Source organism: Amphibacillus sp. Q70, from assembly GCF_052055485.1.
GTDB lineage: Bacteria > Bacillota > Bacilli > Bacillales > Amphibacillaceae > Amphibacillus.
In genome coordinates, this window is sequence record NZ_CP197171.1 from 1400129 (window position 1) to 1421073 (window position 20945).

The 20945-nt window shown below is 34.7% G+C and carries 17 protein-coding genes; all 17 read left to right on the top strand.

Annotated elements, in window-relative coordinates; translation table 11 throughout:
- Positions 1 to 15 precede the first annotated feature (15 nt).
- The 17 genes from ACS127_RS06390 to ACS127_RS06470 all read left to right on the top strand — a co-directional run bounded on the left by ACS127_RS06390 (position 16) and on the right by ACS127_RS06470 (position 20563).
- On the top strand, positions 16 to 909 hold the full coding sequence (locus ACS127_RS06390) for a carbohydrate ABC transporter permease (RefSeq protein WP_440897589.1): 894 nt from the start codon (positions 16 to 18) through the stop codon (positions 907 to 909).
- Between the two features lie 89 nt (positions 910 to 998).
- Positions 999 to 1739, top strand: a complete 741-nt coding sequence (locus tag ACS127_RS06395; RefSeq protein WP_440897590.1) for a carbohydrate ABC transporter permease — start codon at positions 999 to 1001, stop codon at positions 1737 to 1739.
- A 32-nt stretch (positions 1740 to 1771) separates the two neighbouring features.
- Entirely contained in the window at positions 1772 to 2695 is a 924-nt protein-coding gene (locus ACS127_RS06400) for a nucleoside hydrolase (RefSeq protein WP_440897591.1), read from the top strand.
- A gap of 75 nt (positions 2696 to 2770) precedes the next feature.
- Positions 2771 to 3667: an ROK family protein gene (locus ACS127_RS06405; RefSeq protein ID WP_440897592.1), complete on the top strand. Its 897-nt coding sequence runs from the start codon at positions 2771 to 2773 to the stop codon at positions 3665 to 3667.
- Between the two features lie 335 nt (positions 3668 to 4002).
- Positions 4003 to 5319 (top strand): 6-phospho-beta-glucosidase, encoded by a 1317-nt coding sequence (locus tag ACS127_RS06410; protein WP_440897593.1) that lies wholly within the window; start codon positions 4003 to 4005, stop codon positions 5317 to 5319.
- A gap of 320 nt (positions 5320 to 5639) precedes the next feature.
- On the top strand, positions 5640 to 5984 hold the full coding sequence (locus ACS127_RS06415) for a DUF6176 family protein (protein ID WP_440898092.1): 345 nt from the start codon (positions 5640 to 5642) through the stop codon (positions 5982 to 5984).
- A 16-nt stretch (positions 5985 to 6000) separates the two neighbouring features.
- The gene (locus tag ACS127_RS06420; RefSeq protein ID WP_440897594.1) at positions 6001 to 6360 is read left to right on the top strand and encodes a hypothetical protein; all 360 of its coding nucleotides are present in this window, start codon (positions 6001 to 6003) and stop codon (positions 6358 to 6360) included.
- A gap of 159 nt (positions 6361 to 6519) precedes the next feature.
- Positions 6520 to 6990 (top strand): glutathione peroxidase, encoded by a 471-nt coding sequence (locus ACS127_RS06425; RefSeq protein ID WP_440897595.1) that lies wholly within the window; start codon positions 6520 to 6522, stop codon positions 6988 to 6990.
- Between the two features lie 135 nt (positions 6991 to 7125).
- On the top strand, positions 7126 to 7734 hold the full coding sequence (locus tag ACS127_RS06430; RefSeq protein ID WP_440897596.1) for a DUF421 domain-containing protein: 609 nt from the start codon (positions 7126 to 7128) through the stop codon (positions 7732 to 7734).
- A gap of 1161 nt (positions 7735 to 8895) precedes the next feature.
- Positions 8896 to 10818 carry a BglG family transcription antiterminator gene (locus ACS127_RS06435; RefSeq protein ID WP_440897597.1) on the top strand — a complete coding sequence of 641 codons (1923 nt, stop codon included), beginning with the start codon at positions 8896 to 8898 and terminating at the stop codon, positions 10816 to 10818.
- Between the two features lie 256 nt (positions 10819 to 11074).
- A complete protein-coding gene (locus ACS127_RS06440) occupies positions 11075 to 11401 on the top strand; it encodes a PTS lactose/cellobiose transporter subunit IIA (RefSeq protein ID WP_440897598.1) in 327 nt (108 codons plus the stop codon).
- A 1-nt stretch (position 11402) separates the two neighbouring features.
- Positions 11403 to 11714, top strand: coding sequence for a PTS sugar transporter subunit IIB (locus ACS127_RS06445; protein ID WP_440897599.1), 312 nt, complete (start codon positions 11403 to 11405; stop codon positions 11712 to 11714).
- 15 nt (positions 11715 to 11729) lie between these two features.
- Positions 11730 to 13019, top strand: coding sequence for a PTS sugar transporter subunit IIC (locus ACS127_RS06450; protein ID WP_440897600.1), 1290 nt, complete (start codon positions 11730 to 11732; stop codon positions 13017 to 13019).
- 73 nt (positions 13020 to 13092) lie between these two features.
- Entirely contained in the window at positions 13093 to 14871 is a 1779-nt protein-coding gene (locus tag ACS127_RS06455; protein WP_440897601.1) for a sulfatase, read from the top strand.
- A 607-nt stretch (positions 14872 to 15478) separates the two neighbouring features.
- The gene (locus ACS127_RS06460) at positions 15479 to 16255 is read left to right on the top strand and encodes a sulfite exporter TauE/SafE family protein (protein WP_440897602.1); all 777 of its coding nucleotides are present in this window, start codon (positions 15479 to 15481) and stop codon (positions 16253 to 16255) included.
- Positions 16256 to 16586: 331 nt separating this feature from the next.
- Positions 16587 to 18011 (top strand): 6-phospho-beta-glucosidase, encoded by a 1425-nt coding sequence (locus ACS127_RS06465; RefSeq protein WP_440897603.1) that lies wholly within the window; start codon positions 16587 to 16589, stop codon positions 18009 to 18011.
- 1061 nt (positions 18012 to 19072) lie between these two features.
- Positions 19073 to 20563: a DUF3604 domain-containing protein gene (locus tag ACS127_RS06470; protein ID WP_440897604.1), complete on the top strand. Its 1491-nt coding sequence runs from the start codon at positions 19073 to 19075 to the stop codon at positions 20561 to 20563.
- The last annotated feature ends 382 nt before the right edge of the window (positions 20564 to 20945 follow it).

The window sequence follows — 20945 nt, forward strand, 5'->3', positions numbered from 1 at the left end:
AGGGGTGATAGATAAATGAATAAAAATAAGTTAGGAAATAAAGAAAAATTATCTTTTCAAATATTAACATTACCAGCAGTTGTGTTGTTCTTAGTTTTCTTTATTTATCCAGTTCTTAATGGCATCTATTATAGTTTTACTGACTGGAATGGAATTGGACAGAATTATAATTTTATAGGTTTGCAAAATTATATTAATATATTTTCTGACAACAGAGCTCTAAGTTCTTTTGAATTTACTATCAAATTTTCGGTATTAGTTGTAATTTTTGTTATTGTTATCTCAGTTTTACTAGCTTTATTACTTAATTCAAAGTTACCAAATAAATTGAAGGTTTTTTTTAGATCAGTTTATTTTTTCCCCGCGGTGTTAAGTTTAATTGTTGTTGGTTTAATTTGGAATGAAGTCTTTTATAGAGCACTTCCAATGATAGGAAGTACGTTGGGTATAGAGGCGCTATCAAGTAACCCGTTAGGATCGCCAAGTACAGCTATATATGCAATAGTTTTTGTTGCAGTCTGGCAAGGAGTTGCAATCCCTTTAGTTATATTATTAGCAGGCCTTCAAAGTATACCTGATGATATTTATGAAGCATCAAAAATTGATGGTGCGGGTCCTGTTGCAACTTTCTTTAAAATAACATTACCTTATTTAATTCCATCATTAAATGTTGTATTTGTCTTAACATTAAGAAATTCCCTTACTGTTTTTGATTATATTATGTCATTAACAGGCGGTGGACCTGCTAGATCTACGGAATCAATAGGATTGCTAATTTATAATCAGGGATTCTATGATATGAAATATGGATACGCTCTTGCTCAATCAGTATTATTATTAATATTAATTAGTTTTATCTCAATATTACAGCTTAAATTTTCGTCTAGAAAAGAGGTAGATCAAGTATGAGGATACGCCAAAAGCTAATGAATTTTATATTTATAGTTTTATTGTTGATAGGCTCCATAGTGATACTCTTTCCATTTTATATCACTATTGTGACGGCACTTAAATCACCTGAGGAATCAGCCCAGAATTTTTTTGCGCCGCCTACTTCTTTATATCTAGATAATATTATCGAAATAGTTACAAATGAAAACTTCTTTACCTATTTCTTTAATTCAATTTTTATTACGGTTCTATCAGTAGGGGCAATTGCTTTAATAGTCCCTATGGTTTCTTATGCGATATCTAGGAATATGCATTCAAATAAATATTATAAGTCAATATATTTCATGTTTGTAATAGGGATATTTGTGCCGTTTCAAGTTTTAATGCTTCCGATTACAAATCTTGCTTCTAAATTAGGGTTAATGAATCAGTGGGGATTAATTCTATTTTATATAACCTTTGGGCTTACACAAGGAATCTTTTTATTTGTAGGTTATTTAAAGTCAATCCCACTAGAACTTGATGAAGCAGCGAAAATGGATGGATGCAATATAATTCAAACATTTTTCTATATTATTTTTCCTGTAGTAAAACCAATGACTGCTACAATAGTAATCCTTAATACATTGTGGGTATTTAATGATTTTCTATTGCCGATATTAATACTTAATAGATCTTCTAGTTTATGGACATTACCATTGTTCCAATATAACTTCCAGTCTCAATATACTTTTGATTACAATTTAGCTTTTGCATCATATTTATTTACAATTATACCAATGTTAATTATCTTTATTGTCATGCAAAAACATATAGTTAAAGGATTAACATCTGGAACAACAGAATAAATACTATAATTATAAAAGAGAGGTAGATAATTATGAATTATGCTTTCAAAGTACCAGAATCCAAAAAGGTAAGGGTAATAATAAATACTGATTGTGCCAATGAAGCGGATGACCACTTTGCAATTGTTCATGCTTTATTAACACCCAAATTTATAGTTAAAGGTATCGTTGCTGGTCATTTTGAAAATAGGCCTGATCAGGGTAAACAAAAATCTATGAATGAAAGTTATGATGAAATTAATAAAGTACTGTCCTTAATGGATAAAAAAGAAATAGTAGATGTTTATAAAGGAGCTTGTCATGCTTTAACAGATGAGACTAACCCTTCTATGTCGGAAGGTGCACAATTCATTGTAGAAGAAGCGCTTAGAGATGACCCGTTGCCATTATTTGTTTTAAACCTTGGTGCAATCACAGATTTAGCTACTGCTTATTTAATAGAACCTAAAATAGAAGAAAGATTAACGGCTATTTGGATTGGTGGTGGAAAGTGGCCAGTGGGAGGATTTGAGTTTAATTTAATGCAAGATATTCATGCAGCAAATGCATTGTTCAAATCAAAAATGCAATTTTGGCAAGTACCTAAAGACGTCTATAAAAAAGTAAGAACAACCTTGAGTGAACTTCAGTTAAGAGTTATGCCTTATGGAAAGGTGGGTAATTTCTTATTTAAACAAATGATAGAATTTAATGAGGCACATGGTGATAATTTGGAATTCCCAGAGGGTGAAAGCTGGGTGTTAGGAGATCAGCCTGTTGTCTCTTTATTGATAGAATTTCATGAACATTCATATGATTGGAGACCAGCACCATTAGTTTCAAAAGAAATGTTTTATATACATGAAAAGAATAATGAACCAATAAATAATAGACCTATTAGAGTCTATAATGACGTGGATTCGCGCATGACCCTTGAGGATTTATTTAGCAAACTTGTAATCAATTATTCAAAATAAATTAATCGAAGTTTAATATTCAATTAATTATGATGAAATAGGTTTACTCAGCCATACTCTGTATTAGAAAGGAAAATGATGATGTATCTAGTTATTGATATTGGTGGAACATTTACCAAATATGCAGTTATGTCTATTCAGGGTGAAATTCTCAAGGATGAAAAAGTGCTAACACCAAAATCGTCGATTGATGAATTGATTCATTTAATTGATCGTGTTTATGGTGAACAGAATCAAAATATCGAGGGAATTGCTATAAGCTTACCAGGAACTGTTGATGTAGAAAATGGTGTGATTTATTATGGAGGTTCATTACCTTATTTACACAATCAGAATTTGGTAGAATTAGTGACTAATCGGTGTAAGGTGCCTGTTTCAATTGAAAATGACGGAAAATGCGCAGCGTTGGCAGAGCATTGGAAAGGTAGTACGAAGGGGTTTGCTAATAGTATTGTTCTTGTACTTGGGACAGGAGTTGGTGGAGGTATTTTTATAGAGAATAAACTTCTGAGAGGTGCTAATTTAAGTGCTGGTGAGATGAGCTATATCATAGATGAATATCATTATGAAACAACGTCAAATCAAATGGTTGGAAGATCATGCTCCGCTACCATGATGATTAATAAAATTGTCGATATAAAAGGTCTTTCAGAGAATGATGGTCATTCAGCCTTTGAGTATATTAAAAATAATGACCCAGAAGTTTTGCCTATTTTTAAAGAATACTGTTGTAAGATAGCTGTTCAAATTTTAAATCTACAGTATATTTTAGATCCGGATATTATTGCTCTTGGTGGTGGAATTAGTGTTCAGCCTATTTTATTAGAAGAAATAGAGAAACAAATGGATATTATAAAAGGAGCAATGGAACTGTCAATGGCAGATCCAATTCTTAAAATATGTCAGTTTAGAAATGTCGCTAATCTTGTAGGAGCTTTATATCATCATTTGTTACAAAATAAACTGTTATGATGTGCTAGTGATGAACATATAGTGAAACACAACGTTTCTCTTTTGTAACAAGTCACTACCGTAGTCATAACAAACAAAATGGTTGGAATCTCTATACAGAAATAAGCAGATTCGATATCCTTAAAGAAGAAAGTTTTTTTAAAGAGAAGGTCTTTTTTCACTATCAAAAGGTATAAACTTTTATCGATGATAGTATAAGTAAAACTGAGGCTTCCGCCATAAAGGCTTAGGATTCAGAATAAGAAAGTAACTTATTCTTGTGATTTTTTCCTGCCATACCATAAAGACTAGGCGATAAGCCGAGTTTTTCTAATAAAGGGAGAGGAGTCATTTTAATGAGTAAAGGTATTAAGATTGCAACGATTGGTGGGGGATCAAGCTATACCCCTGAGTTAGTCGAAGGTTTCATCAAGAGATATGAAAGCTTGCCGATTCGAGAGCTTTGGTTAGTCGATATTCCAGAAGGTGAAGAGAAACTGAATATCGTTGGTGGGTTAGCGAAGCGAATGATAAAAGAAGCAGGGTTACCAATCAAAGTACACCTCACATTAGACCGCCGCGAAGCATTGAAAGATGCTGATTTTGTCACGACTCAATTCCGAGTGGGTCTATTGGAAGCACGTGCTAAAGATGAACGTATTCCTTTAAAGTATGGTGTGATCGGTCAAGAAACAAATGGACCAGGTGGTTTATTTAAAGGTTTACGAACAATTCCAGTTATTCTAGATATTATTAAGGACATGGAAGAATTGTGCCCGAATGCCTGGTTGATTAACTTTACGAATCCAGCGGGGATGGTAACGGAAGCAGTACTTCGCCATAGTAATTGGAGGAAAATTGTTGGCCTTTGCAATGTGCCGGTTGGAATAAAAATGGGAATTGCTGATCAATTAGGGGTTGAGGTAGAAAGAATTCATGTTGACTTTGCTGGACTCAATCATATGGTTTATGGTTTAAATATTTATCTTGATGGAGAGCTTTACACAGATCAATATATTGATCATCTCACTTCCAGTGATGGCTCAAGCGGAACGATGCGGAATATTGCTGACTTGAAATGGGAACCAGACTTTATTAAAGCACTCCGGGCAATTCCTTGTCCTTATCATCGTTATTACTATAAGACAGATGAGATGTTTGCAGAAGAAAAGAAAGCTGCTGATACAGAAGGTACACGGGCTGAAGTAGTTAAAAAACTGGAAAAAGAATTATTCGAGTTATATAAAGATCAAGCGTTATCGATTAAGCCTCCACAACTTGAACAACGAGGTGGAGCTTACTATAGTGACGCAGCCTGTAATTTAATCGATTCGATTTATAACGATCGGAAAGATATCCAACCAGTCAATACCATGAATAATGGAGCTATTGCGAGTATTCCAGATGAATCTGCTGTTGAAATCAATAGTGTGATTACAAAGGATGGACCTAAACCGATTGCTATTGGAGATCTTCCGGTTGCAACCAGAGGTCTTGTTCAACAAATCAAATCCTTTGAAAGAGTAGCAGCTGAAGCCGCTGTTACAGGGGATTATCAAACTGCACTATTAGCAATGACGATCAATCCGCTTGTACCTTCAGATTCAGTGGCTAAGGAAATTCTTGATGAAATGTTAGTGGCGCATAAAGAACATTTACCACAATTTTTATAAATTTAAAAAGCCATGATGTTGATCAAGATGGTGAAAAATAGACACAGAAACGCCTATTCTTTTTGGGAGAGGCGTTTCTTTTTTTGCATTTAATTCTTTGATGGCTGATTTTACAGCTAAGATATTTGTAATTATATGTTTTGTTTAGTAGCTGATTTTGACCCAGCATGATCAAAATAAAAAGAATAAATTGGAACCTGGGTTCAAGTCTCTTTTTGGAAAATTTTAAAATATATCTCTTAAATAATTCAAACTTAATCAAGTGTTTCGCTATGTATGTTAGACTACTAGTAATTAAAAAGAAATGAAGTGATAATATGATTCAAGTTGAGTTAACTAGATTTAGAGTAAAAAAAGGGAAAACAGCACGTGTAGATGAATGGTTAAAATTTCTTAACGATAATATGCAGGAAACACTACTTACCTTAGAACAAGAAAAAATGTTTGTAGAAACAATCTTCAGAGAAGAAATACAAGGACAAGAGTTTCTATACTGGTATTCTGTTCAAAATCCAGATGGAATCAATGTTGAAGACTCAGATAGCTGGATTGATAAGAAACATTTGGAGTATTGGAAGGAATGTATCGATCCAAACTATAAGCCCGTTGATCTCATTACAGAGGTAGTCATGATACCTGAAAAGGTACGTGAGCATATGAATTAACTATCGGAGGTAGTATATGAATAAGAAATTAATAAAGATTTTAATGCTGTTAGCTTATTGTGTTCCATATGTGTATTTAGCAATGCGAGGTGATTATAATTCGGGTACAATGATGTTTTACGGATTGATGATCGTATGCTTGGGACTTCTTTTGTGGTTAGCTATTAAAACCAAAAATGTTAGTGTTCTTATCGTTGGAAATGTTTTAACTTTTAGTTCGTCATATTTTTTCATTTTGCAAAATCAAAAAGATGATTGGTGGACTTACTTTAAGCCTTTTTCTCCTATTGGTCTTTTAGTATCGATCACTATTATTATTTTGGTAATTCAAGCTCTATTTATATACTATTCTAAAAAGATAAGTTCCAATTACTGAAATGAATTATAGAAGGTTCGGAATTATAAAGAAATGTTTGATGTAATGATTGAACCCCAATCGATAGAGTGACATCATCTTTAAATGTTTCTTAGGCTGCATCGATCATGTTATATGAGGTGAAGAAACAAAGATATTTGCGGCAGGAGTGATGATTAAATGAATATTTATGATATTGAAGTCGTTCTTGAAGATGGAGAAAAGTATACCTTAGATAGATATAGAGGAAAAACATTGTTGATTGTTAATACCGCCTCTAAATGTGGTTTTACGGGACAATTCGAGGATTTGCAAAAATTGCATGAGAAATATCAGGATGAAGGTTTAGTTATCCTTGGCTTTCTATCCAATCAATTTAACCAAGAGGTTGATACGGCTGATGAAGCAGCTGCCGTTTGTCGTCAGACCTATGGTGTAAACTTTCCGATGCATGAAATCGTCCAGGTAAACGGTCCTGAGGCTCATCCGCTTTTCAAGCTATTAACTAAAGAAGCAAAAGGAACTCTGGGTAACAAAGTTAAATGGAATTTCACAAAATTCATAGTCAATAAAGAGGGAGAAGTGATTAAACGATTTGCTCCGACTAATAAACCACTAGAATTTGCAGAAGAAATTAAACAATATTTATAGCGTATTGATCGTTAAAAACCGTCTAGGTAACTAAATACTATAGACGGTTTTAATATGGAAATAGCGATAATGAATGAAGATACTTATATTGTTTAAAATAGGATTAATGAATAATGGAGCTTAGGAGTAGATACAGTGGATGATTTGCATTGGATTTGGGAAACCATTTTGATATTTTATATAGGGAAAGTTATCTTAAGAATTGGGGGAAGAAAGTCAATTTCACAAATGTCAATTAACCAAGTAATTGTCATGATCGGTATTGGTTCATTATTGATTCAACCTGTAGCTGATAAGAGTTTATTTCATACGTTCGCAGTCGCTTTTTTAATTACCATATTGATGGTAGTAACTGAATACGTAGAAGTTAAGTTTGACATTTTAGAAACCATTTCTACAGGTAAAGCAAAAGTAGTTATTGAAGATGGTCAATTGAATATAACTAACTTAAAAAAAATAAGAATGTCGGTTGATCAGCTCGAAACAAGATTGAGGCAATCGGGTGTTTCTTCCATTGATGATATAAAATACGCAACGGTTGAAGTTAGTGGTCAGCTAGGGTATGAATTAAAGGAAGCAAAAAAATTAGCTACCAAAGCAGATTTAAATTTACTCATGGATGAAATAGCTCAGCTACAGAAAGCACTTGGTATAAACATAAAATCACAAACAAAAGAAGAACAAGCAAATAATATATTTGATGAAGTAAAAAATAAGAATTTTGAAGGGAAAGATGAACCTTAAAATGCCCCTTTTAAAAGTAGTCATGAACAGATAAGAACCGTGATCATTTGTGAAATGGATTTTAGCAAAAAATTTGTTTCCAACAATATATCCGGTTCTTTTTTATTGGCTGTGATTTTTAGCAACTGACATTCGTCTAACAACCAATCTCCAAATAGAAAAAGGATGTACAAGACTACCAGGGAATGCTGTACCGTACAGGTCACAGTAGAGAAAATGTACCGAATACTATTTATGCAAAGTATAGGTTAGAGGATATAAAGGCGATAGAAAACAACTGAAAAGTTGTCAATTTGCAAAGGGGTAAAGGTGAAATTGAAAAAGTAGGTAGTTGCATAGAGTCTTCTTTTAGGTCAAATGAAAGAAATGTGTTATGAGTCTTCATCAATGATGGAACTAAATGCAAGTCAGAGAACCTATTCGTAGTAGAAAGAGTAAGGCGTAATAAAAGAGTAGTTGGAATAGATGGTATGACAATTTGAGAAGTGGGGAAACCACTTGAAGTATGCTATGGGTTTTTAAAGCGGATATTAATGGAATCCGATCTTAAAGCTCAACTCGTCAGACGAGTGGACACCCCAAAGCCCACCGGTGATAAACGAAAGTTGTGAACACCCTTGCGCCCGAGGTCGTGTGGTGTGGCAAGCGAACAGACAAGCCTTAAGCCGGTCATTTTTGTATCCTTATGTTCAGTCCGAGGATAATTTCGAAAGATTATCCTCTATTCATGTGCTTAGATATTTAAGTTGAGACCAATCAAGTAAGATCAACTCCTATTGTTGATGTTTTCACCACAAGTTCCAAATGTAAATGGGCAGAAAACGGTGTATTATTGGTAGCCACTTTATTTGGATTCAGTGCTTTTTTGCCTTTGGGAGTTAGGGTATACATAAACTTTAGATTTTCGTTATAAAAAGCTGAAAAGAGCCCTCATCTCTCTAAAAAAGATAGAAGGGTAAGTTTGTCTCTACCATGGTGTTTAGCGCAGTGGTATGATTAGGTGTTAATTTTATACGATTAATAAATACTTATATAAAAGAATTATTTATATTTGATCATGGTTAGGTTTTTTCCTTTAATAGTGGAAAAGAAATAACACCTCACCATCTGGAAACGCTTTATAATATAAGTAGTATCTATATGTAATAAGGAGGATTAACAATGAATGCAAGGCAGGAGCATCTGTTAAAATTATTAATTGGTGAACAGGAGCCGATTACTGGTGAACAATTAGCCAGGTCTATTCAAGTTACCTCTCGAACGATACGAAATGATATAAAAGAAATTGAACAATTATTTGAAGATGAAAATGCCGGGGCCACTATTCATTCAATTAGGGGACAAGGCTATCAAATTGACATTAGCGATAATGACAAATTTAAATACTTTATTCAAACCATGGTAGAGGAAGATGGTTCAACCCCTGTAGAGGCAGAAGATCGAGTTCACTATCTAGTTAGAAAGTTCTTACTTAATTCTGATTATTTGAAAATTGAAGATTTAGCAGATGAAATATTTGTTAGTCGCTCCACATTGCGAAATGATTTAAAAGATGTAAAGGTGGTTTTAAATAAATATCAGTTGGAATTAGCAAAACGTCCTAACTATGGTTTGAAAATATCAGGGAAAGAAAAGCGAATCCGCTATGCTATATCAGAATTGCTATTCAGAAAGATGGCGCTCACTTTAGATGAGTCTCATCAACAGGAGTGGCTGTTGCCAGTCGAGCAAATGGAAATGATTCGTAACATTGTGCTAAAACAATTAAAGGCCGTGCAGCTTAACCTATCAGATATTGCTTTAAATAATTTAGTCGTCCATATTGCCATTGCTTGTCGTCGAATTAAAGCTGAGCAGTATGTTGAGTTGGTTAGTCAGGATGAAATAGATATACGAATGAAGAAGGAATATGCTGTTGCCCAAGCTATTATTAGAAAAATAGAGCAAACATTAAATATAACTTTTCCAACGGTAGAAATATCTTATGTTGCTATGCATTTATTAGGGACGAAATTATTTTTGGATACTGGTGGGGCAAATATTAAGAGCAACTTTGATAAGAATATTCTGTTAACCGTCGAAAAGATGGTCAGTCAAGTTGAAGAAAACATGCAAATTGGAATTATTGATGATCAAGAGTTAATAGCTGCAGTAGCCATTCATCTTAAACCAGCCATTCACCGTTATAAGAATCATATGAATGTTCGTAATCCAATGCTTGAGGCGATTAAAGTAAACTATCCGCTTGCTTTTGAGGCTGGAGTCCTTGCAAGTCACGTCGTTGAGGAAGACTTTAATATCAAAGTGGATGAAAATGAGATTGGCTATATTGCCCTTCATTTTGGTGCAGCTATTGAACGGGCAAAGCTTCAGACAAAGCCGAAGCGATGTTTAATTGTTTGTACAACGGGTCTGGGGAGTTCCCAGCTTTTGTTATATAAGATGAAGACTAAGTTTGGTAATCAATTAACGATTATTGGTGCAACTGAATTACACAATTTATCACAGTATAGTAAAGAAAATATTGACTTTATAGTAAGCACGGTACCATTGCCTGAATCAGTTGATATCCCACATCTTGTGATTGATACTTTATTAGGTGATGACGAATTGGAGAAAATAGAAGAAATGATGGGAAACACAAAAAAATCTATAATTGAGCGTTATCTAGCTCAAGATTTAATTTATCTAAACCTCGCTTTGAGTACACCTGAAGAAGTGATCAATTATTTGGGAATGGAATTGATTCAAAAAGGATATGCGGAAGAGGGGATTATTGAATCGGTAATCGAACGAGAAAAAGCGGCTTCGACCAGCTATGGTAATTTAGTTGCTATCCCACATCCACTTGAACCAAAGTCAGATCGAACCTTTTGGACTTTAGCGACATTAAAAGAACCGATTGATTGGGGGGGTAATCAAGTACAATTTATCTGTTTATTACACGTTGCTGATAAAAGCAAAGAAAATCTTGAACCGATGTACAATAATTTAATTCGTTTTGTCGATGATCGACGAATTATTGAAGCGATTTTAGCTGCAACGAGCATTCCAAATGTATTAAAAATAATTAAAAGAATGTGATAGGTGATTCCATTCTTTTTTTATACTATCAAAAACGATAAGATTTTTTTCGATGATAGTACCTGTAAAACTAAAGCTTTCATCTAAAAACTTGGCGATAAGCCAAGTTTTTCTAATCGAATAATGACTTGAATATAGTTCGCGGAGATTTTTAGTTTCTTTCCTCAATTAGAGGAAAAACTGTGGCTTTAGATGAAAACGATTTAACGATATAGTGAATTTAAGATAGATAAGCGATTCAAGTTGGGAGGATGAAATGGTGAAAAACGAGGAAATTATAATGGGGATAATCATGCACGGCGGTAATGCAAGAAGTGCTGCCATGCGGGCAATGGTTGCAGCTAAAAAAGCATCGTTTGCTGAGGCAGAGGAATTAATAGAAGAAGCAAACACAGCATTAAATAAAGCTCATCGAATTCAAACTGATCTCATTCAAGCAGAATCCCGAGGAGAAAATCCTGAAATTTCTCTTTTAATGGTCCATGCTCAAGATCACCTAATGAATGCAATGACAATTATTGATTTAGCAAAAGAGATTATTGATTTAAATAAAAAAGTAACTAAACTTCAAGGAGGAAATTAAGATGAAAAATATTTTATTAGTTTGTGCTGCAGGAATGTCAACGAGTTTAATGGTAAACAAAATGCAAGCGGCTGCAAAAAATAGGGATGAAGAAATAAGCATTAATGCAACAGCTGGTGGAAATATTGACAAGTATGGAGATCAAGCGGATGTTTTATTATTGGGACCACAAATTAGTTATCAAAAGGACGAATATGTAAATAAATATGAGCCAAAAGGAATACCGGTGGCAGTGATTGATACTGTAGATTACGGGCTTATGAATGGTGAAAAAGTATTGGATCAAGCATTACAAATGATTAAGGAAAAGTAGAGGAGGAGGGAAATCATGAAGGATTTTTTTAATAGCAAGGTCATGCCTAAAATAAATAAATTCTCCAATCATCATTATATTAAAGCTATTCAACAGGGTGTAATGGGAATAATAAGTGTAACCATTTTTTCGGGGATAGTATCTATCCTCAAGACACCTCCTTTCCCTCCTACAGCAGATGGTGTTTTTGCCACTGCTTGGAGAAATTTCTCGGAGGCCAATGCTGGATGGTTGGAAATTGTATATCAAATGTCGATAGGTGTTATGTCCTTATTGGCTATTGTTGGTATCATTTATAGTCTTTGTAAATACTACGATTTACAACCTTTGAATTATATTATTATTGGTTTGACATCCACTTTGATTTTATCGGTGAATATTACTCCCGTAGACCCGGAAAATGTTGCATTTGGATTTTTGATGGATTTTTCATACCTTGGGGCACAGGGATTATTCACATCCATTGTGGTTGGAATCTTTGTAGTAGAATTGTTAAGATATATGAATAAGAAAAACATAAAAATCAAGATGCCTGCTAGTGTTCCGCCAATGGTATCACAACCCTTTGAAGCCTTGATTGCTAGTGGAGCTGTCCTGACAGTAGTCGTTATCGTACGAATAATTTTAGATTCATTTGGTGTATTATTTCCAGAACTAATAATAGTCGCCTTAGAGCCGATTATATCAGGAGCAAATAGTTTTTGGTCTATTGTACTATTAATTGGATTATCAAGAGTATTATGGTTCTTTGGTATTCACGGGACTTCAATTATATTAGCTGTTTTAATGCCAATTATGATTGTTAATGGAATTGAGAATTTAGACGCTTATAATGCAGGTGCACAGCCTGAAAATATTGTAACAATGTCATTTATTATATTTCAGTTAGGAATGTTGCCAGCTGCAATATCTATGTTACTTGTTAGTAAATCTAAGCAACTTAAAACAGTATCAAAATTAGGCTTAGTTCCTTCGATTTTTATGATATCGGAACCCATACTGTTTGGAACACCTTTTATTTTTAATGCCATATTATTTATACCACATATTTTATCGTTTATGATTAGTGTCGGTGCAGCTTATATTGCTATGGACATAGGTTTAGTAGGAAAAACCATATTTGGAATACCGCAAACAATGCCAGGTCCAGTTGCTGCTTTTGCTTCAACCTTGGATTGGAAAGCAGTAGTGTTATGGTTTGTCATCTTAATCATTAGTGTGATTTTATATCTACCTTTTGTAAAGAAATACGATATGCAATTACTTAAAGAAGAAGAGGCTAGTTCAGCCAATGAAGCGAGTTAAATAAATGTATCAATTTAGGCAATCATTGCAAGTTAATGATTGCCTAAACGTTCAATGTGGAGGAGGTTTAAAAATGAGAGTTATACAATTAATGTTTGATACATTAAAGAGAGACTATTTAAATGCATACGATACTTCAGATGTACAAACACCAAATTTTGATCGTTTAAAAACAAAAACAGTTCGATTTGATAATTTTTTTGCCGGAAGCTTACCATGTATGCCGGCTAGAAGAGACATGCATACGGGTCGTTATAATTTTCTACACAGAGGTTGGGGACCTATTGAGCCTTTTGATGATTCTATGCCAGAAATATTGAAAGAGAATGGGATATATACACATCTTGTGACAGACCATAAACATTATTGGAGAGACGGCGGCGCGACTTATCATACTCGATACTCATCATACGAATTGGTAAGAGGTCAAGAGGGAGATAGTTGGAAGGCAAAAGTTAATAAAGATATGGATGTAGAAGGACTAGAAAACCTAAGTGGATTTTTGAAAAAAAGAAAAGCGGCTAGTATCGCACAAGATTTAGTGAATAGAGAGTATATGCAAAGTGAGGAAGAGCATACTTTATATAGAACCGTTGAAGCTGGTTTAGAATTTTTACAAGTAAACCATGAGGCAGATCAATGGTTTTTACAAATTGAATGTTTTGATCCGCATGAACCTTTTTATGTGCCAGAGAAATACTTAAATATGTATGGACTGACTCAAGATGACTTTAATGGTTGGTTGATGTATTCACATGATGACTTTACTCTTGAAAAAAGTGAGATCGTCAAAGGGTATTATAAAGCTTTACTTACAATGTGTGATGCTTATTTAGGCAAAGTATTAGATTTTATGGATCAACATAATATGTGGGAAGATACGATGCTTATCGTAAACACTGATCATGGTTTATTATTAGGAGAACATGAGTGGTGGGGCAAAAATATTATGCCTGTATATAATGAAATCGCTCATATACCATTTTTCATTTGGAACCCTGATTTAAATGTACAAAATGAATCCAGAAATCAGTTGGCTCAAAATATTGATCTTCCGGCAACAATATTAGATTTCTTTGATCTGGACATTCCAGAGTTTATGAAAGGGAAATCATTAAAACCTATTATTGAGTCAGGAGAGACGAACCATGAGGCTATCTTGTTTGGTTATTTTGGCAGTAATTTAAATATAGCTGATGATGAATATATTTATATGAGATCACCAATGCCAGGTAAGGAAGACTATCTATATGAATATACACTATCTCCGATGAGAATGAATAGACGGTTTACCAAGGATGAATTGCAAGGGGCGGTTTTAGATAATTCATTTGCATTTACAAAAGGGATAGCCACTTTAAAAATGCAGACATCTGACTTTATGGGTAAAAGTTACCAGCGATTTGGTAATAAACTTTTTAATTATCAAAGGGACCCTAAACAAATGCATCCAATTGATGATATTAATAAAGAATTCGAAATGATTATTAAGTTAAAGAAATTAATGCTTGAAAATGAAGCACCACAAACCTTGTATTCATACTATGGTCTAGATCAGATTCACACGATTGAGGATTTAATTAAAGAGCGTAAGAAACTTGATAAAAACCAACAGGCATTCTGTGAAGGAATTAAATTTAGCAATTCAATAGTAAAGGAAGGCTATTTGGCGGTTATTAATGTCATAAGGGACAGACAGAAAGTAGATAAGTTAAAAGGCGATCTAAAAGAAATCTCAAAGCATAATGCAGTGACCGAAGATGATCTAAAAAATTGGGTCGAAGAAAAATTAGCAGAGCAAGATCAACCATTTGTATTGTATCTATTAGCGATGACACTGAGAGTCGATTGATACGACATTTATTAAATCTGGGTTTGGTTTGATAACCTAAGTCTCTTTATATTTTAATGGTGCTAATAAAATCAGCCTGTTTATTGGCTGAAATGTATACTTATACACCTCTAAATGTGTTGTTTAATTTGATTTTGAGTAGGCATTCTTACGCCTGGCTTTTCCGTCCTATAATTAATAAACTTATTCATCTCCATATGTTATTTTAACACCTTGAGGTTGTATCTTTATCTTCTGTGGAGTATGATTGAAACTGTCGCTTTATGCACCAACACTAATCAACCGATGTCACAGGCTGATTAGTGTTGCTAAAGCGGCGCTTTTGTTTTTGCTCCACGTTAGAGACTTTAAAATAACAGTAAATTCCTTATGGTGGGCCGAGTAGCTGCACTAAGGAAAGAAGGCAGTGAATGAATAACATCACAAGAATAACTACTTTCTGATTTTGAATCCTGAGAGTCATTTAGCGAAGATGAAATTTTAAAGTCACAAATATAAAAAGCTAACACTTTCTAAGGATTTTCGGCTCATCCTAAGGGAACACCGAAGTCAGCACATCCATGTGCAAGTGAGCGTAAACGAGTTTTTTAATGGAGGGAAAAGCACCATGGTTATATTGTATTTTTTGATTGGTTTATTTGCTACAGTATTAGGTTCGATAGCAGGATTAGGCGGTGGTGTTATTATAAAACCATTGCTGGATTTTTTGGGCCATTATGATGTAGGGACAATTAGTGTCTTATCGGCAGCTGCTGTTTTCTCAATGGCGACCGTGTCAATGTTAAAGGCAAGAATGATGAAGATTAAACTTGATAAAACAATTAGCCTGTTAATTGCTATAGGTTCTATTATGGGGGGAATCTTAGGGAAAGGGATCTTTAATTATCTTGTTAATACTTTAGATATTGCAGATGTAGTTTCCGTCTTTCAATCTGCCGTGCTTGCTCTTTTAATGATCGCTATTCTTATTTTAACGCGACAGTTTGATAAGGTACCACATGTTGTTATCCAAAATAAAGTCGGTATTATCGGCGTTGGAACGTTGCTTGGCTTACTCTCTGCTTTTTTAGGGATTGGTGGAGGCCCACTAAATGTTATTATTTTAGGCTTATTATTCTCCATGGCACCCAAAGAAGCATCATTTAATTCAATTTTTATCATATTTTTTTCGCAATTATCTTCTTTAATCTTGACAGGTTTAGATACGGGGTTTGCCGTTTATGATTTGTCGGTATTAGGATATATGATTGTTGGAGGTGTAATGGGAGGTTGGATTGGAACGAGCTTTTCAAAGTTTATTTCAGATCAACAAGTTCGGACCATTTTCAGTATAACCATTTTCATAATCCTCTTAATTAATGTAAATAATATATTTTCACTATAAATGCGTGTTCAAAAAGGAGGATCAAAATAGCTGATCGATTTCTGTTCCTCACATATTAAGAAGATACACTCCATTCTTTGAAAAGGAAAAGCACTTTTCTGCGTGCAAACCTTTTATTCTCTATTGAATGTGTACTACATAGAAGTAAAAAATATTTATGTGGAAGCGGGAAAAATTTAAGCAGTGTCGTCTGTCATTACTCGATGACTAGTAGAGGTAACAGAATAAAGTTGTTGTCACTTGATGTTAACTCATTTTACTTTTCACAATTTGAGAAGTCATCTATACTTAACTTAGATTATTCATATTACAATAAAGGAGGAAGACACACATGTCATTACGAAAAGACTTTTTATGGGGCGGTGCGATTGCAGCTAACCAAGCAGAAGGTGCTTATCAAGAAGATGGCAAAGGATTGGCACTTGTTGATATTTTACCAGCGGGTGGCGACCAGCGTTGGGACGCATTAGCTCATCCGGAAAAAGCACTGAAAACAACGTATGATCATTATCCGAGTCATGAGGCGATTGATTTCTATCACAGCTACAAAGAGGATATTAAATGGTTTGCTGAAATGGGTTTTAAAGTATTTCGGACATCGATTTCATGGCCGAGGATATTTCCTAAAGGGGATGAATTAGAACCTAATGAAGCGGGATTGAAATTCTATGATGACCTGTTTGATGAGTGTCTCAAATATGGAATAGAACCTTTAGTAACCATCAATCACTTTGATACGCCTCTCTATTTAGCAACAGAATATGGCGGTTGGCGCAATCGTAAATTAATTGAGTTTTATGAACGTTATGCAAGAGTTGTCCTAGAGCGTTATAAAGATAAAGTGAAGTATTGGTTAACCTTTAATGAAATTAATATGGTACTTCATATCCCGTTCTTCGGTGGTGGTTTGATGTTTGAAGCGGGTGAGAATGAGGATCAAGTTAAGTTTCAAGCAGCCCATCATCAGCTAGTGGCATCGAGTTTAGCAACTAAAGCAGCCAAAGAAATTAATGGTGAGAACTTTAAGGTTGGTTGTATGCTTGCGGCTGGCGATGTCTATCCTTATTCATGTCACCCTGATGATATGATGAAAGCGATCGAAGCCAACCGGAATCAATACTTCTTTATTGATGTTCAATCCCAAGGAGAATACCCATCTTATACTAAACGGATGTTTGAAGATCTTGATGTTAAGATTGAGATGGAGCAAGGGGATGAAGAGATCTTAAAGCAATATCCTGTTGACTTTATTTCATTCTCTTATTACTCATCACGTCTGACAAGTGCGGATCCTAATAGATACAAAGATGAGACATCTGGAAACGCATTTGAATCCCTAAAGAATCCTCACCTTGAGGCGTCAGAATGGGGCTGGCAAATTGACCCGGTTGGTTTACGCGTAACGATGAATAATTTATATGATCGTTATAAAAAGCCGCTGTTTATTGTAGAAAACGGCCTAGGTGCAGTGGACAAGCTCGAAAATGATACGGTTGAGGACGATTATCGAATTGAATATATGAGAGACCACCTTGAGCAAATGATTGAAGCGGTAAATGATGGCGTTGACTTACTTGGTTATACTTCTTGGGGCTGTATTGATTTAGTCAGTGCCGGGACAGGAGAAATGAAGAAACGTTATGGTTTTATTTACGTAGATCGTGATAATGAAGGAAAAGGCTCTGGAAAACGCTATAAGAAAAAATCATTTGACTGGTATAAAAAAGTAATTGAAACAAATGGTGAACAACTATAAGCCATGTGTAAATGGTAAGTAAGTTTTTTAGTATGTCTTAACTATATTCTTAAACGGTGGTCGTGAAAAACTTCTGTAAAAATCATTGGGGTTTTAACAACCTGATATTGAACCCCTGCGGGCATGAATATGTTATGTAAAGACACAACAAAAGCTCATAACCTATCATGTCCGCTTTCAATGCAAGGTTGCAGTGAGGAAAAGACAGTCAGAATATTAGGGGATTTTTTTGATCTGAACCACGTTAATATCAAAGGTTTGACTGGATTTTATCACAGATAACCGTCTGTAAAACCCGGGGCAACAACGGGTTTCGATGGGGCGAGTAACCGCAGTCCCACTGATTGAAGTTTCGTTTTATGAAAAGCTTTTTACATTGGAGGTTATAAAAACTAGTAGAAGACCTTCCATAACTACTATACAACAGTTATGAAATTGCTTAACTAAATAAATTTTGTTTATGCCATAATTATTAAAAATATGGCATTTTTTTATGGCTATCCATACCTCCTCTTCCGTCCAGAAAGAGGAGGTATGGACCTTAGTCAGTTGATTAGAGTATGTATTATTTTAATTCAAATGGAAATATTAATATAATGTAAGATACAGAAAATGATAATACAATTTCATATAAAAACAACCCTTTATTAACAGTTATAATTAAATTTATTTATTTTTCTGAAAATAATATGTATTTACAATATGAATAAAAGATGTTAACTTTAAAGTGATATCACAAAATGTTGTTAGGCTGTCAAAGTCAAATGACAAGTAAACGGAGTTAGTGAAAAACTTCTATAAAAATCACTTGAGTTTTAACGGTTTGACATTGAATCTTTGTGGGCGTGAACTGTTATGTTAAGACACAACAATATTTATCACTTAAGTCTAGAGTCTATTATGTCCGCCTTCACTGCAAAGCTACAGTAAGGAAAAAAGCAATCAGAATATTTGCCGTAAGAAAGGGAATTTTTTGGTCCGAAATTTCGTTGATATCAAAGGTTTGGTTGGATTTTGCGAAAAAATTTTTACAATACAAATTTTATACTGGAGGTTATCACATGAAATTGTTTTGGGGTGATTTGCATAACCATTGTGGAATTAGTTATGGTTATGGGGGCTTAGAGAATGCATTGAAAGCAGCGAAGGAACAATTGGACTTCTGTGCAGTGATAGGGCATGCGAGCTGGCATGATATTCCTGAGGCTACGCCTGAATTAGAATATAAGATCGAATATCATCAAAATGGCTTTGAAAAACTAGCTGGCCATTGGGAGAAAGTAAGAGAAAAAGTTAAAGAAGCCAATGTTCCGCATGAATTTGTCACTTTCCAAGGATATGAGGCTCATTCAAGGCGTTATGGTGATCATCACTTTTTATCTACTGATGATGATTTGCCGTTAATCACGGAAGGATCACCTAAAGAAATAATGAAAAAGTTCCCGAATAAGAACGTAATAGCTGTTCCTCATCATGTGGGCTATACACCAGGCTATCGAGGAGCAAATTGGGATGCTTTTGATGAAAAAACATTGCCTGTTGTAGAGGTATTTTCTAAACATGGTTCAGGGATGTCTGATAAAAGTTCATACCCATATTATCACAGTATGGGACCAAGGGATTCAAGAAGTACAGTATATGCAGCATTGGAAAAAGGGTATCGGTTTGGCTTTGTCGGTTCCACCGATCATCATGCAGGGTATCCAGGTTCGTATGGTGATGGGCGTTTGGCTGTACTTGCAGCAGAAAAAACCCGTGAATCGATTTGGGAAGCTTTATTGGCTCGTCGTACTTATGCTGTCACTGGTGATAAAATTGAATGTCTTTTTAAAATCAATGGTGAGTACATGGGTAGTGAAATCGACGGTTCAGGTACTCGAAATATAGAGCTATCTGTAAAAGGCAATGATAAGATCGATAAAATTGTTGTATATAAAAATTTGAAACCGTGGAAAATCATCAATGGAGAAACTTTTGAGTCAAAAAAAGTGAATGTATATAAAGTAAGAGTAGAAATGGGCTGGGGATCATCTAAAAATGAATTCCCGTGGGAAGGCGAAATTAAGATTGATGGTGGTCATTTGGTTTCGGTTGAGCCTTGTTTCCGTGGACGCAGTGTGCTGGCACCTTCGCCAGATATGAATGATGATGATGATTTAAATAACTTGAATAACAAAATAATTAATCAGACTGACAACCAGGTGACATGGTCATGTACAACATTTAAAAATCCTACCCCCTTACATGCTCACACAGCCTCGCTTATATTGGAAATAAACGGAGATGATCAATCAAATCTCCAGCTCAACATAAATGGTAAAAAGATGGATGTCACGTTAAAAGAATTACTAAGTGGAAGTCGTTCTGCGCATCTCAAGCCACATACTTCTGAAGCATTTCTAGTTCATGGAGCAATTCCGGAAGATCAGTATACCTTCTCAGGGGAGTGGACTGATCGTCATCAAGAAACAGATTGTGATATCTATCATGTAGAGGTTAAACAGATGAATAATCAATGGGCATGGATTTCTCCAATATACGCATTAGCTTAAAAAGTTATCTTGTAAAAATGACTCTGAATGGCCTGTTATCAGGTAGAAAATAAAAATAATCTAAACGGTTCTAGTTCTATATTTTGTAGAGCTGGGACCGTTTAGTTATTTCGGGTATTTTTTATCGCAGATAACCGTCCGTAAAACTTGAAACAACAATGGCTTTCGATGGACGAGTAACCACAAATCACTGCGGTGGATGAGTAACCGCAGTCCCCGTCATAGTCTCAGTTCAGGTATTATTATAGGGCGGGACGAAGTTAGTTTGTCTTGAGGGAGGAGAGTTCTCTCGCCTAATTATAATGGATTAAATAGAGTGCTATAATATCTATATTTTGATACAATAAGAGTGTCAAATAACAGTGAGCGAGAGGTGTTACAT